Origin of the sequence: Thalassospira lucentensis (assembly GCF_001613805.1) — a bacterium.
In the GTDB taxonomy this organism is placed as follows: Bacteria; Pseudomonadota; Alphaproteobacteria; order Rhodospirillales; family Thalassospiraceae; genus Thalassospira; species Thalassospira lucentensis_A.
Genome location: NZ_LPVY01000005.1, coordinates 224970 through 238715, shown reverse-complemented (window position 1 = coordinate 238715; position 13746 = coordinate 224970). Strand labels below are relative to the sequence as shown.

21 protein-coding genes are annotated in these 13746 nt (G+C 54.0%); 5 read left to right on the top strand and 16 right to left on the bottom strand.

Features of this window, described 5'->3' with window-relative positions; genetic code table 11:
- Window positions 1-17: 17 nt before the first annotated feature.
- The gene (locus AUP42_RS06365; RefSeq protein ID WP_062949994.1) at window positions 18-494 is read right to left on the bottom strand and encodes a MarR family winged helix-turn-helix transcriptional regulator; all 477 of its coding nucleotides are present in this window, start codon (window positions 492-494) and stop codon (window positions 18-20) included.
- A gap of 133 nt (window positions 495-627) precedes the next feature.
- Here AUP42_RS06365 and AUP42_RS06360 point away from each other — a divergent pair, with 133 nt between their 5' ends.
- The 4 genes from AUP42_RS06360 (at window position 628) to AUP42_RS06345 (ending at window position 3666) form a co-directional block, all read left to right on the top strand.
- The gene (locus tag AUP42_RS06360) at window positions 628-1101 is read left to right on the top strand and encodes a VOC family protein (protein ID WP_062949992.1); all 474 of its coding nucleotides are present in this window, start codon (window positions 628-630) and stop codon (window positions 1099-1101) included.
- A gap of 58 nt (window positions 1102-1159) precedes the next feature.
- Window positions 1160-1597, top strand: a complete 438-nt coding sequence (locus AUP42_RS06355; RefSeq protein WP_062949990.1) for a YybH family protein — start codon at window positions 1160-1162, stop codon at window positions 1595-1597.
- 43 nt (window positions 1598-1640) lie between these two features.
- On the top strand, window positions 1641-2066 hold the full coding sequence (locus AUP42_RS06350; RefSeq protein WP_062949989.1) for a VOC family protein: 426 nt from the start codon (window positions 1641-1643) through the stop codon (window positions 2064-2066).
- A gap of 88 nt (window positions 2067-2154) precedes the next feature.
- Complete coding sequence (locus AUP42_RS06345; RefSeq protein ID WP_062949988.1) at window positions 2155-3666, top strand: YifB family Mg chelatase-like AAA ATPase; 1512 nt, start codon at window positions 2155-2157, stop codon at window positions 3664-3666.
- Here AUP42_RS06345 and AUP42_RS06340 read toward each other — a convergent pair whose 3' ends face one another.
- The 5 genes from AUP42_RS06340 to AUP42_RS06320 form a co-directional block, all read right to left on the bottom strand.
- Entirely contained in the window at window positions 3667-4230 is a 564-nt protein-coding gene (locus tag AUP42_RS06340) for a class I SAM-dependent methyltransferase (RefSeq protein WP_062949986.1), read from the bottom strand.
- Between the two features lie 151 nt (window positions 4231-4381).
- Complete coding sequence (locus AUP42_RS06335; protein ID WP_062949984.1) at window positions 4382-4675, bottom strand: hypothetical protein; 294 nt, start codon at window positions 4673-4675, stop codon at window positions 4382-4384.
- Between the two features lie 68 nt (window positions 4676-4743).
- On the bottom strand, window positions 4744-5037 hold the full coding sequence (locus tag AUP42_RS06330) for a hypothetical protein (RefSeq protein WP_062949982.1): 294 nt from the start codon (window positions 5035-5037) through the stop codon (window positions 4744-4746).
- A gap of 88 nt (window positions 5038-5125) precedes the next feature.
- Window positions 5126-5596, bottom strand: a complete 471-nt coding sequence (locus tag AUP42_RS06325) for a GNAT family N-acetyltransferase (RefSeq protein ID WP_062949980.1) — start codon at window positions 5594-5596, stop codon at window positions 5126-5128.
- 221 nt (window positions 5597-5817) lie between these two features.
- Entirely contained in the window at window positions 5818-6561 is a 744-nt protein-coding gene (locus AUP42_RS06320; protein ID WP_062949978.1) for an SDR family oxidoreductase, read from the bottom strand.
- A 141-nt stretch (window positions 6562-6702) separates the two neighbouring features.
- Between AUP42_RS06320 and AUP42_RS06315 the strand changes: the two genes are divergently transcribed.
- Window positions 6703-7599 carry a LysR family transcriptional regulator gene (locus tag AUP42_RS06315; RefSeq protein WP_419865693.1) on the top strand — a complete coding sequence of 299 codons (897 nt, stop codon included), beginning with the start codon at window positions 6703-6705 and terminating at the stop codon, window positions 7597-7599.
- Window positions 7600-7678: 79 nt separating this feature from the next.
- Here AUP42_RS06315 and AUP42_RS06310 read toward each other — a convergent pair whose 3' ends face one another.
- From AUP42_RS06310 to AUP42_RS06265, 10 genes are all read right to left on the bottom strand, one after another.
- Entirely contained in the window at window positions 7679-8638 is a 960-nt protein-coding gene (locus tag AUP42_RS06310) for a 2-hydroxyacid dehydrogenase (protein WP_231858176.1), read from the bottom strand.
- A gap of 178 nt (window positions 8639-8816) precedes the next feature.
- On the bottom strand, window positions 8817-9236 hold the full coding sequence (locus AUP42_RS06305) for a VOC family protein (protein WP_062949976.1): 420 nt from the start codon (window positions 9234-9236) through the stop codon (window positions 8817-8819).
- A 35-nt stretch (window positions 9237-9271) separates the two neighbouring features.
- Complete coding sequence (locus AUP42_RS06300) at window positions 9272-9769, bottom strand: DUF6314 family protein (protein WP_231858175.1); 498 nt, start codon at window positions 9767-9769, stop codon at window positions 9272-9274.
- 57 nt (window positions 9770-9826) lie between these two features.
- Window positions 9827-10198, bottom strand: a complete 372-nt coding sequence (locus tag AUP42_RS06295; protein WP_062949974.1) for an HIT domain-containing protein — start codon at window positions 10196-10198, stop codon at window positions 9827-9829.
- Between the two features lie 32 nt (window positions 10199-10230).
- Entirely contained in the window at window positions 10231-10557 is a 327-nt protein-coding gene (locus AUP42_RS06290; protein WP_062949972.1) for a phosphoribosyl-ATP diphosphatase, read from the bottom strand.
- A gap of 2 nt (window positions 10558-10559) precedes the next feature.
- Entirely contained in the window at window positions 10560-11321 is a 762-nt protein-coding gene (gene hisF, locus AUP42_RS06285; protein ID WP_062949970.1) for an imidazole glycerol phosphate synthase subunit HisF, read from the bottom strand.
- Between the two features lie 25 nt (window positions 11322-11346).
- The gene (hisA, locus tag AUP42_RS06280; RefSeq protein WP_062949968.1) at window positions 11347-12075 is read right to left on the bottom strand and encodes a 1-(5-phosphoribosyl)-5-[(5-phosphoribosylamino)methylideneamino]imidazole-4-carboxamide isomerase; all 729 of its coding nucleotides are present in this window, start codon (window positions 12073-12075) and stop codon (window positions 11347-11349) included.
- Complete coding sequence (locus AUP42_RS06275) at window positions 12072-12626, bottom strand: GNAT family N-acetyltransferase (protein WP_062950533.1); 555 nt, start codon at window positions 12624-12626, stop codon at window positions 12072-12074. Before AUP42_RS06275 ends, hisA begins: the two co-directional genes overlap by 4 nt.
- Window positions 12623-13273 carry an imidazole glycerol phosphate synthase subunit HisH gene (gene hisH / locus AUP42_RS06270; RefSeq protein ID WP_062949966.1) on the bottom strand — a complete coding sequence of 217 codons (651 nt, stop codon included), beginning with the start codon at window positions 13271-13273 and terminating at the stop codon, window positions 12623-12625. Before hisH ends, AUP42_RS06275 begins: the two co-directional genes overlap by 4 nt.
- Window positions 13270-13710 (bottom strand): DUF2628 domain-containing protein, encoded by a 441-nt coding sequence (locus AUP42_RS06265; RefSeq protein ID WP_062949964.1) that lies wholly within the window; start codon window positions 13708-13710, stop codon window positions 13270-13272. The genes hisH and AUP42_RS06265 overlap by 4 nt, the downstream gene beginning before the upstream one ends.
- Window positions 13711-13746 lie beyond the last annotated feature (36 nt).

The window sequence follows — 13746 nt, the reverse complement described above, 5'->3', positions numbered from 1 at the left end:
TGAGGCACTTTACCGGATTAGCCGGCATGTTCCCGTGACAACCTGACCAGATCAGCCAGAAGCTGTGACGAATCCGGACCGGCAACCATGCTTTCAAGTTCAGCCTGGGTTTTTTGCCAGATCGGAAAGGCGCGCATCAGAAGCGCCATGCCCGGGTCGGTCAGGGTCAGAAGGCGACCGCGTTTGTCCTTCGGGTCGGGCTGAATATTAACCAGCCCGCGTCGTTCTAGCGGTTTGAGATTGGCCGTCAGTGTCGTGCGATCCATTGCCAGCAAATTGGCGACATCCTGCATATGCGGTGGTTCGGGTCGGTTAAGTGACATCAGCAGGGAAAATTGCCCGCTGGTCAGATCAAGTGAACGAAATGCATCGTCAAACCGTCGCGCAATCGTGCGCGCGGCCCGGCGGACATGCAGGCATAGGCAACTGTCACGCACCATCAATGTCGATGAAAACGGAACTTTATCGTTCTGGTTGAAATCTTTCTTTGACATGAATTAATTATGTTGATATCAACGTATTTGTCAAACGGGAAAATAAGAAAAAACTGATCAATCCTTTGGTTCAAAAGCGCCACCACGCCTTTGATCTTTACGACAACCTTCTGAGAGGCAAGGAGGAAGCCCGATGCAGAAGATAAGCCCCTTTTTGTGGTTTGACGGCAACGCCGAAGAGGCCGTCAATTTTTATGTGTCCGTTTTTCCAAATGCCAAGATCGGCAAAATCCTGCGCAGCAGCAAGGCAGGACCCGGACCGGAAGGCAATGTTTTAACCGTAAGTTTCGAGTTGGGAGGTCTGCAGTTCACGGCTCTTAATGGCGGGTCGCAGTTCAGGTTTACCGAAGCTGTTTCCTTCACCGTATCCTGCAATGACCAGGCAGAAGTTGATTATTACTGGGACTGCCTTTCCGAAGACGGGGAACCCAGACAGTGTGGATGGGTAAAAGACAGATTTGGCCTTTTCTGGCAGATCACCCCGGTCCGCCTTATCGAACTAATGAACGATCCAGATCCCGACATAGCCGCCCGGGTCGCAACAACCATGATGTCGATGGACAAATTCGACATCGCCGGGATTGAACGTGCCGCCAAAGGCATCTGAAAACTCCACACAAAACTTTAGCCAGTCCCTCGCACCACCAAGGCAAGGAAATTCCCCCATGACTGATAAACAAATTAAAGATCAAGCGGCCATTCGTGAGATTTTCACCCGTTGGTCAAAGGCGGCGCGCAACAAGGATCTCGACGGTATCATGGCGTTATATAGCGATGATATCTGCTCCTATGACGCAGTCGGTCCGCTGCAATTCAGTGGCCGGGAAGACTACCGTGCCCATTGGGACCGCTGCATGGCATTTGATGATGAATTCATCATGGAACCGCAGGAACCGACTATTCGTGTTTCTGGTCATCTGGCGGTTGCACGGTTCCTGATCCGGTGCGGTATGCGCAAGGAAGACGGAACCGAGCAGGCAAGCTGGATGCGGTCAAGCTATCACCTTGAAAAGCAGGGTGGTGAATGGCGCATCGCGCATGAACATTTTTCCGTGCCCTTTGATTTTGAAAACGGTGCCGCCCAGTTCGGGCTGCAGCCGTAAATCTCCAAACCAACCAGATTTTTACACATAAAGGAACGCTCCGATGAAACTGATCACCTATCTGAATTTCGATGGGAACTGCCGCCAGGCATTTGAATTCTATCAATCCATCCTGGGTGGTGAACTGATTATGATGCCGTTCGGCGATACACCGATGGCTGCTGACTCGCCTGAGCATAATGACAAAATTGCCCATGCATGCCTGATGGGCGATGGCTGGCATTTAATGGCATCCGACTGCCCACCGGAATATTTCACCAAAATGCAGGGTATGACTGCATCCCTGCATTTTGAAAATACGACCGATGCCAGAAAGATATTCGATGCCCTTTCCAAAGACGGCCAGGTGACCATGCCGTTCGAAGAAACCTTCTGGTCGCCGGGCTATGGCATGTTTACCGATAAGTTCGGTACACCCTGGATGATCAATACTGATATGTCGCCGGAAGACGGCGCTGGATGCGCCTGATCTGTCGCGGATAAACGACTTGTTGCCTTGATTCCCGTTTCCCGCCAAAGTGGTATATAGAACTTGGGGTTACGGGGATCAGCACCATATGACAGCACGGGTTACGACCGTCGCCTTTGCCGGGATTGATACAATTCCGGTCGATGTGCAGGTCCAGATGGCAAGCGGTTTACCAGCCTTTACTGTGGTTGGTCTGCCTGACAAGGCAGTTTCCGAGGCACGCGAACGTGTACGGTCGGCACTTTCGGCGATGGGGCTGGCATTGCCGCCCAAACGCATAACGATTAATCTGGCCCCGGCTGATTTGCTGAAAGAAGGATCGCATTTCGATCTGCCGATTGCACTTGGCCTTTTGGCCGAAATGGATGTGATAGGGCACGAGGATATCGCCAGTTTTGTCGTGCTGGGTGAGCTGGGACTTGATGGCAGCGTTACAGGTGTTGGTGGGGTTTTGCCAGCAGCCATGCAGGCGAACAGCATGGAAAGGGGAATTATCTGCCCCGTTGACAATGGTGCGGAGGCCCTTTGGGCGGGGGAGCTTGAAATTCTCGCACCATCACGCCTGACCACCTTGATCAATCATTTCAAGGGTACGCAAATCCTCCCGCGACCAAAGATGCCCAAGACTGAACCATCGCCCATCTCCCTACCCGATCTTCGCGATATCAAAGGGCAGGAAAGCGCCAAACGCGCGCTTGAGATTGCCGCGGCCGGAGGGCATAATTTACTGATGAGCGGTCCTCCCGGTTCGGGGAAATCGATGCTGGCGGCAAGGTTGCCGGGGCTTTTGCCAGAACTGGATGCCAGACAGGCACTTGAAACCACAGTAATCCATTCGGTTTCCGGTATGTTGCCTGAAGGCGGGCTTATTCGTACCCGTCCCTTTCGTTCGCCGCACCATTCAGCATCCATGCCAGCACTTGTTGGTGGGGGACACAGGGTGCGCCCGGGCGAGATTTCGCTGGCGCATAATGGTGTGCTGTTTTTGGATGAATTACCGGAATTTCAGCGCAATGTCCTTGATGCGTTACGCCAGCCGCTTGAAACTGGGCAGGTATCTGTGGCACGCGCCAATGCCCATGTGACTTACCCCGCGCGCGTCCAACTGGTCGCCGCGATGAACCCTTGCCGGTGCGGATACTTGGGCGACAATGACCTTGCCTGTACGCGGGCGCCGCGTTGCGGAGAGGATTATCAGGCCCGAATATCAGGGCCCCTGCTGGATCGTTTTGACATTCAGATCGACGTTCCGGCCGTCCGTCCTGAAGAGCTTGACCTTCCCTCAGGTGGCGAGACGACGCAAACCGTGCGGGACCGGGTTCTGGCCGCGCGTACCGTTCAGTCATTACGATATAAAAATGATCATATTTCAACCAATGCCGAGGCAGATGGTGAAGTGCTGCAGACTGCTGCGGCACTTGATACTGATGGCCGCGGTCTTTTGCAGGATGCCGCGCGTCAGATGAGGCTGTCGGCACGCGGGTATCATCGTGTTTTGCGCGTTGCGCGCACAATTGCCGACTTGGCAGGCATGGATGGCGTCAAGCGTAGCCATGTTGCCGAAGCTCTTGGCTATCGGCATATGGTGTATCGGCGATAATCAGGACATGCGTGAAATACGATAAACCGACGATGGTGGCACATTGCGAACAATGGTGCCAATTCGTACGGATTTAAGACCCATCCGTTCCAGAATGGCGGAGGGTACCGGGCAGCGCGGGCCATAGGTAAACTGATAAAATGCCCCATCGGGTCCGAGATAACGGAATGCACCGTTCAATACCCCCATCACCTGACGCGGTCGCATTGACAGCAAAGGAAGTCCGCTGATGGCGGCACCAAGGCAGTGCGCAGGATACAAATCACTACGGGCAAGCCGGGTGGCATCTGTGTGAAAAACACGGGCGCGCGGATAGCGATCTGCCAACAGGCGCGCGAATTCCGCCCCGGCTTCAATCAGGGTCAGATCACCTTCATCAAGACCGCGCGCAATCAGAGCCCGGGTAAAAACACCGGTTCCCGGTCCAAGCTCCAATACCGATCCGGTCGTGGGGGAAATTTCAGACGTAATCATTTCTGCCAGAGCCGGGCTGGAAGGCGATATGGCCGAAACGCGTCTGGGGTCGGCTACCCAGGCCCGGAAGAACGGCAAAAGATCTGACATAGCGGTTCCCTGTACTGACCACGAATGACGATATTTTCCCCGACTGGTGCACTATATGGGGATGGGAAGATGTGCAGTGCAACGTATTGTCACGAAATATCGATCCTCATCATGTCGTTACAGGTGCGGGTTTGTGTTCTTTTTGTGTGGTTCAGTGGGTGTTCTTGCGCAGCTCGTCGATCAGCTGTGCCTTGTCGGGGTCGGCATGGAAACTTGACGGAATGATCATCATACCCTTCGTGCCATCACGGGCCTCTATCATGTAAAGGGTGGCGTCATCCCCCGGATCGGTGCCGGCATCGACACTGTTGCTATGAACGATTTTTAGATCGGCAGCAGCATAAACCGGACCGCTGCCGTCGCAGCGTACGCCGCCTGCCTCGTAGACAAAATGATGTGAAAAGCCATGACGGATGGCATTTTCCTGAAGTTCGGCCAAAGTCATTGTCGTCTCTCCTGCTGGTTACGGGATACTTGTTCCTGAAACGCGGAAGCGATGCGACTGTTCCGATTTTATCGGGACTGACTGCGCAGATGATCGATCAGTTCCGCCTTGTCGTGCTCGGTGTAAAAGCTGCTGGGCACGATCAGGGTGCCACGTGTACCGTCGCGGGCTTCAATCATATAAAGCGTGGCGTCATCCCCAGGATCGGTGCCGCTATCGACGGATCGACTATCGATAATGGTCAGATCATTCGCGGAATAGCTGACTTCCTTGCCATCGCAGGTGACATGATTTCCGGTCGCACTGAAATGGTGGGTGAAGCCCTTTAGTGTGGCAATTTCCTGCAGTTCGGAGAGGTTCATGGCTTAAGCTCCGTTTGCTGGTGTTTCCGGGATCTCGATCATAGCACTATAGGGCTGGGAAATATTGCCATCACTATGGCAGAAAACCTCAGATGTCCTTTTTCATACCTTCGTGGCTGGCAACAAAACCAAGCCGTTCGTAGAAGCGATGGGCATCCTTGCGGGTTTTGTCGGTGGTGAACTGCACAAGCGATGCGCCTAGTGATTTCGAAATCGAAATGGATTCGATGATCAATTTTTCGCCTACTTTCTGACCCCGGCATTTCGACGATACCCGTACACCTTCGATCTGTGCACGCAGACGGCCTTTGCGCGAAAGTCCGGCAATCAGGGTCAGTTGCAGACAACCGACAATGTCATTCCCCTGACATGCTAAAAGGTATTTGTTTGGAAGGGCTTCGGTGCTTTGACTTTGCATGGCATCAAACGCGGCATAATAGACATCGGGTAGCGGATCGCGCAGTTCTTCGCGGGTTTTACCCTTTTCGTCATCGGCGAGAAGGGTAACGATGGCAGGCAAATCTTCGCGGGTGGCATAGCGGAAGGTAATATTGGTCATAAAGGCATCCTTGCTTGGGGCTTGGCGCCATCATGGGGCAAAATCGGATGCTTGCCAATTTGCATGCCGGTGTTTTTGCGAGTTCCTCGTCCCTGTTTTGGCAATAGGGTTTTCGTGATACGGCAAAGGTGCCGTCCTTATTCAGGACGACACCCATGTTAAATTTCCTTGACGCGCGGGATCGGTGGAAAGGCGGCAAGGCAATCAATTTGGCATTTGGATCAGGCAAGCCCGCCATTGGCGCGTAGCGTCTGTCCGTTGACCCAACCGGAATCCGGTCCGGCCAGGAAGGAAACGACGCCAGAGATGTCTTCGGGCTGACCAAGACGTTCAATCGGCGGCATTTTCGAAAACTGTGCGATTTGTTCATCTGTCTTGCCGTTCAGGAACAGTTCGGTTGCAACCGGGCCGGGGGCGACGGCATTTACCGTAATGTTACGACCACGCAGTTCCTTGGCATAAACACCTGTCATCGCTTCAACCGCTGCCTTGGTTGCGTTGTAAACAGCATAACCCGGCAATTTCAGATGTAGGGCGGTAGTCGAAAAATTGATGACACGTCCGTCGTTACGCAGGCGCTTGGCCCCCTCGCGCAGCATGTTGAAGGTGCCGCGCACATTGGTATCCATCATCGCGTCATAGACCGCGTCACTCATTTCCGAGATTGGCTGTGTTGTCATGATACCGGCATTATTGACAATGACGTCAACCCCGCCAAAGCGGGTTTCGGCGTGATCAAACATCTGTTTGACGGCATCTGCATTGGTGATGTCGGCCTTGATTGCCATCGCCTGATGGCCGCTTGCTGTCAGTTCTTCGACAAGGGCGTCCGCGCTGGTAGCGCTGTTGGCGTAGTTGATAACAACCGCAAAGCCATCCTGTGCCAGGCGTTTGGCAAGGGCGACACCAATGCCGCGTGCGGCACCGGTGATGATGGCGGTTCTGGTTTCATTTGCGTTTGTCATGTCGGGTTCTCCTGTTTGGTGATGAACCAATTTCGATAGGCGGAGTATGAACCGGATGACATTTGGGATAATTACGCCATAATCGACAATACTGTTCGATTATCTACAACAATTGGAAATATGATGGACCGGTTCGAGGAGATGCGGAACTTCGTTCGCATTGTCGAGCGCAGCAGCTTTACCAAGGCCGCGACGGATCTTCAGATCCCGCGTGCCACCATGACCAATACCATTCAGCGCCTTGAAGAACGGTTGGGCACGCGGCTTCTGAACCGGACCACCCGACAGGTTCGGCCAACCCTGGATGGTGAAGCCTATTACAAGCGCTGTATCCGGATACTGGGCGAACTGGAGGAAGCCGATGGCCTTTTTCGACCGTGTGCGCCCAAAGGGCTTTTGCGCGTCAATCTTCAGGGGACACTAGCCCGGATGTTTGTCATTCCTGCCCTGCCCGCATTCATGGATGAATATCCCGATATCACGCTTGTGGTGGCGGATGGTGACCGCTATGTCGATCTGGTTCATGAAGGATATGATTGTGTGTTGCGCAGTGGGGAGTTGGTCGATTCATCCATGATCGGTCGTCGTTTGGCAACAATGCCCGAGGTGACGGTTGCAAGCCCCGGCTATCTTGAAAAATATGGCATGCCCGAACAGATCGAGGATTTTGAACGACAGGGGCACCGGGTTGTTTCCTTTCTTTCCGGGGCGGATGCCAAGCCGATGCCACTTGATTTCACAATTAACGGTCTTGTGCGGCAGGTGGAGATTCCGGCCAATATTTCCGTGACCGGTGCGGATCTGTATATGGCGGCAGCTATTGCCGGACTTGGAATCATTCAGGTCCCGCATTACCGTGCGGTGGCCGATCTGAAGGCCGGTCGGCTGGTCGAAATCCTGCCGCAATATCCACCGGAACCGATGCCTGTATCGGTGCTTTATCCACAGAACAGGCAACTTTCACCGCGCGTTCGTGTGTTTACCGACTGGTTGGGGCAGCTTTTTGCCAATGGGGTCGAAGGGCTAATGGCAGGCTGATTGAGATTTGCCGTGAATAACACTGGCCTCCAGGATGGCTAGCGATACCATCTCATCCCTTCCGTGTTGTCGTTACGGCTTAGTATCCGATTTTACGATCAACAAGGCCGCGCGGGGTTTCGCCGCGGGTGATGCGATCAATATTTTCGGCGATCTGATCGACCGATTCCTCAATCCGGGTCGCGGCCGCGATATGCGGCGTGATGCGGATTTTTGGATGGTCCCAGAACGGATGGCTTTCGGGTAGCGGTTCGGTGACCGCAACATCAAGGAACGCGCCGCGCAGATGACCGGTGTCAAGCAGGCGTAGCAAATCAGCTTCGACAATCATCGCGCCACGTGCGGCATTGATGACAGCGGCATCCTTTGGCAGGTGTGATAGGGTCTTGCCATTCAAAACACCTTCGGTTTCGGCGGTGCGCGGCAACATGCAAATCAGGATGTCAGACTGTGACAGGAACTCGCTCAGGGTTTCGGACCCGGCATAGGTCGTAATGCCGTCAATCGCCTTTATCGTGCGGCTCCAGCCTGATACGGCAAAGCCAAGCTGCGTCAATGCGCTGGCAACCGCAGCACCAAGTGCCCCCAGCCCCATCACGCCAACCCGGCATTTGGAAATACGGGTAACATCATGCTGGGTCCAGTCGGCCTTGGCTTGCTGGCGGGCGTAAATATCGAAATCACGCATAAAATGCAGGGCAGCATATAGATGATATTGCACCATCTGATCGGCCATACCGGCATCTTCAAGACGAATGACCGGCACATCCGTCGGAAGACTGGGGGCCGAAAGCACATGATCCACGCCCGCGCCAAGCGAGAAGATAGCCTGAAGCCCCGTCAGACTTTTAAGCAGCCCCTGCGGCTGTTTCCACAACAGGGTAAAGTCAATCGTTGCGGGATCGTAATTTTCATGTTGGGTGACGATATTTGCATCCGGCAGTCTGGAAACCATTGCCTCTTTCCATTTTTCGTCCACGCCCGCTGCGGCAATCAGGATTTTCGGGTTGGCATTGGCGGTGGAGCTGGCGGCAGACATGGGTAATTCTCCTGACGGGCGGATGAAATGGGTCGATGATTTTGGGGTGTCGCGGATATCGGTCGGGACCGGTATCGCTAATATTACCTGATCATATAACGCATTGCAGAGCAAAGCGTTCCGGCACTGTGATCAAAGTCGGTTGGCAGCTCGCCCAAAGGCGGCATGATAAGGCAAATCAGTGTGCAAAAATCATCGCCGGATCGCGGAATGTCTTGAATTCAAGACCATTGCCAGCCGGATCTTCGACAAAAAAAGTTCCCTGTTCGCCCGGTTCATCTTTAAATCGGATTTTCGGTTCCAGCAGGAATTTGGCTCCGGAAGCTTTCAGGCGATCTGCCAGATCATGCCATTTCTCCCATTCCAGAACTGCGCCGAAATGCGGGATGGGTACCGCGTCACCATCGACATTTCCGGCACCGGCATTTTGCCCTGCTTCGGGGCGAACATGTGCGGAAAGCTGATGACCAAAGAAATCGAAATCAATCCACGCTTCGGTTGAACGGCCTTCGTCACAACCAAGGATGTCGATGTAAAACGCGCGGGTATCGGCAATCGATTTAATCGGAAATGCCAGATGGAACGGGGGTAGCGACATGGGAACCTCATAACGTAAAGGAAAATTTCTGCGACCTAGGTATTTGGTTTTCGACGATAAATGCTGTGCAACAAATGATCTTTCTTTGGGCCTATTATTTTTATTTTTGTTTCGAAATGATTTTTATCATACCAGATCATGCAATGATGATAAAAATCCTCCCCACAGGGGTGAATGTCGCGCGCGCTGTACCCTTCGTCGGCAGTATCCTCACCGAATTGCAGCAGCACATAGCGATTGCCAAAGCTTAATGGATCACGAAACAGCATCTCGATCGCGGGCGGTTTTTCATGCAGGACGAAGTCATATTCGCGGTAACCGTCAAAGCGTTTGCCATCGCCACGTTCAAGAATCCCTTCCTCTCGATAGCGCAGAAAACCTGCCTTTTCCGGTTCTGCCATGTGGAAGGTCACATTGCCGCTGAACTTTCCTGTGGGACCAAGGTCGCGCTCAAGCGTCCAGTGACCCGGGAGGTTTTGGAAAATCTTTGCGGTGGATGGGACAGGTTGGATCATGACATTCCAATAAAGCAAAAAGGCAGGGACGCCTTGGTTGCCCTGCCCTGAATTCTGGTTTCGCGGGCGTTAACCTTAGTCTTTTGGCAACATCAGGCCCAGCTTCTTGCCGCCAATGATATGAACATGCAGATGCGGGACGTCCTGGCGGCCATGGTCGCGGGTATTGGCGATCAGACGGTAACCGTCCTCAACCACGCCTGCCGCGGCGGCAATTTTGCCGATTGCGCGGGTATAGGCGATGATTTCCGCATCCGACGCATTGGTCGCAAAGTCGTCATAGCTGGTATAGGTACCCTTTGGGATCACAAGGATATGGGTCGGGGCCTGCGGGGCGATATCGTGAAAGGCAAGGACGTGATCGTCCTCAAAAACCTTGTTACACGGGATTTCACCACGAAGAATTTTGGCAAAGATGTTTTGTGGATCATAGGCAGAGACGGCCATGGGGATGCTCCTGGTCTTGACGGGATATGACCCTACTTATCTGTGCGGGATGCCTTTTCGGCAATGCCGGAAATACCCTGGCGTTCGGCCAGAATGTTCCACACGTCTTCCGGATTTATTCCCTGATCGGCCCAAAGCACGGTCAGGTGATAAAGCAGATCGGCACTTTCCGATGCGACTTTTTCCGGGGTTTCGGCAAGGGCCGCGATCACGGTTTCAACGCCTTCCTCGCCAACTTTCTGGGCGATTTTTGCCGTGCCTTTGGCAAAAAGTCTGGCGGTATAGCTGGTTTCGGGATCGGCACCCTTGCGGGCGGCAACCACAGTGTAAAGCTGATCAAGAATATGTTTATTAGTCATAATCACCCCTCGCGGACCGGGATGCCGGCTGCTTTCATGTGGTCCTTGACCTCGCGGATACGATAGGTCCCGAAATGGAAGATCGAGGCAGCCAGAACCGCCGAGGCATGGCCTTCGGTCACACCTTCGACCATATGGTCCAGCGTCCCGACACCGCCCGATGCAATCACCGGCACATGTACGGCATCTGCAATTGATCGCGTCAGCGGCAGGTTAAAGCCCGACTTGGTGCCATCCCGATCCATCGAGGTGACCAGAAGTTCCCCGGCACCATATTCGGTCATTTGTTTTGCAAACGAAACAGCATCAATCCCGGTTGGTTTTCGGCCGCCATGGGTGAAGATTTCAAACTTGTCCGGGCCGGTCGATTTGGCGTCAATCGAAACCACAATGCACTGTGACCCGAACTTGCGTGCTGCTTCGCGCACGAAATCGGGGTTATTGACCGCAGCCGTGTTGATCGAAACCTTATCCGCACCGGCCAGAAGCAGCTTGCGAATGTCTTCAAGCGTGCGTACGCCACCGCCGACGGTGACGGGCATAAAGCAGGCTTCTGCCGTGCGAGCGACGACGTCGAAAATTGTATCGCGATTGTCGCTTGATGCGGTGATATCAAGGAAGCAAAGCTCGTCAGCGCCTTCGGCGTCATAGATGCGCGCCTGTTCTACCGGATCGCCAGCATCGATCAGATCAACGAAATTGACCCCTTTGACGACACGACCGTCCTTAACGTCGAGACAGGGAATGACACGGGTTTTCAACATGATCGGTTATCCTGTTTGGGTCCGTTCAGGACAATGCCCTGATGGCATCTGCCAGATCAATACGGCCGTCATAAAGCGCACGCCCGGAAATCGCGCCGTCAATCCCGGCATCGGTATGTTTGGCAACCGCTATCAGATCATCCAGCGATGAAACACCGCCTGATACGATGACCGGGGTCGAAATCGCACTGGCAAGGGCCACTGTGCTTTCGATATTGGGGCCGCCCATTGCACCATCGCGGTCAATATCGGTAAAGATGATTGCGGTGACACCGCAATCCTCGAACTTTTGCGCCAGTTCAAGGGCGGTGACTTCGGATGTTTCGGCCCAGCCTTCGACCGCGACATAGCCATTGCGGGCATCAATACCAACCGCAATCCGGCCCGGCCATTTTACACAGGCTTCCTTGACGAAATCGGGATTACGCAGGGCCACAGTGCCAAGGATCACACGGGTAATACCCTTGTTAAGCCAGTAATCAACCGTTTCCATCGTGCGAATACCGCCGCCAAGCTGTGTTTTAGCCTTGCCCGAAACGGCGGCAAGGATGCTGTCGACTGCCGCCCCATTAACCGGTTCCCCGGCAAAGGCACCGTTCAGATCAACGATATGGACCCAATGGCAACCAGCAGCGACAAATTCACCAGCCTGCGCGCCCGGATCGTTGTTGAATACGGTAGCCTTGTCCATATCACCGCGCAGCAGGCGAACGCAGGCACCATCTTTAAGGTCGATTGCCGGATAGAGATTCACTGGTCAGTGTCCTGTATTTTCTTGGTGTAGTAGTAACCTTCGACCATTTTGCCGTCGACCATCGCATAATAAGGATTGATACCCCAACGGACATAACCCAGCCCATTATAAAGTGCGATGGCAGCAGTCTGGGTTTCACGAAGATCAAGTTTCAAAACAGAGTAACCGCGTTCGCGCGCATAAAATTCGATGCTGCGCACGATGGCCTTTCCATTGCCGCGCCCGCGCGCCCACGGTGCCACGAAATGGCCGGTGATCTGGGCCGAATGGCGCTGTGCTTCAAGGTTGGAAGGCGTTTCAAGAAGCTGTGCGGCCCCGGAAATCACGCCGTCTACACGCGATACAAACAGATGACGTCCCGGCATCAGCAAAACGCCGCGCCAGTATTTTTCCATATCCGGACGATCCGGCGGGGTGAGCCAGCCAAAACCACCGCCTTCGATGATTGCCTGGGTACAGGCATCAACGATGTCAGACAGGTCACCCGCACTAAGTTCCGTAACGCGTTCGGCGGTAACACCGGGTTCGATCGTATTGCTGGGTGCGGTCATGGTTTCCATCCCAGGAAGTTACCAATGATGGTAAGTCCCGTTTTCTGGCTTTTTTCCGGGTGGAATTGCGTGCCGATCATGTTGTCACGCCCGATCATTGCGGTCAGCGCCCCGCCATATTCGACCGATGCCAGACGCTCGCCCGGGTTTTGCACATGCATGTGATAGCTGTGTACAAAATAGGCGTGATCGCCATCCGAAACATCCGACAGCACGGCATGTTTCCTGCCCGACGGATCAAGCACCAGCTCGTTCCAGCCCATATGCGGGATTTTAAGCGACGGGTCGGCGGGTTCAATCGCAACCACTTCGCCCTTGATCCAGTCAAGACCCCGGGTATCGGCAAATTCACGCCCGACGGATGACATCAACTGCATGCCGACACAAATGCCAAAGAATGGCTTGCCGCCCTTGATGACCTGTTCATTCAGAACTTCGACCATACCGGTAACGGCATCAAGTCCGGCCCGGCAATCAGCATAGGCACCAACACCGGGCAGGACGATATGGCTGGCATTGCGGACCTTTTCCGGATCATCGGTGACAATGATATCGGCGGAAATGCCGTTTTCGCGGGCGGCGCGTTCAAACGCCTTAGCAGCAGAACGCAGGTTGCCTGAACCGTAATCGATAATCGCAACACTCATGGGTATTGGGTGCTCCCGGATAAGGGGGTGGGTGCAGCAATTTGCAGGTTATTGTAAGACGCCTGACCGCCACGCAGACGATCAAAGAAGCGATGTTCGGCGGCGTTTTCGTTGGGGCCAGCGACAATTTCGACAAGCTTCCAGCCGCGGGCCGTCAGCTTCTTGCGGCGCAAGTCATTGGCAATCAGGCCAAAACCGATGCCGGTCGCAAGGGCGAGGGCAAAATCCATTTCCGGTCCGCCGTCAAACACATAGATCAGCAGATTGCAAATCAGCGATACGCCAAGCAGGCCAAAAAAAGCGGCCCACAAACGGTGATAAAGCGCCCATATACCGCTAAAAATAAAGGCCCAGAAATTGAAACCTTCGCGGATCAGGATCGCATTTTCCATCGGATCGGCATCGCCGGGATGGGTATGAACTGTGTAAACCTTCATCGAAAACCGACTTCCTGTTCCGGGTGATGCGTCACC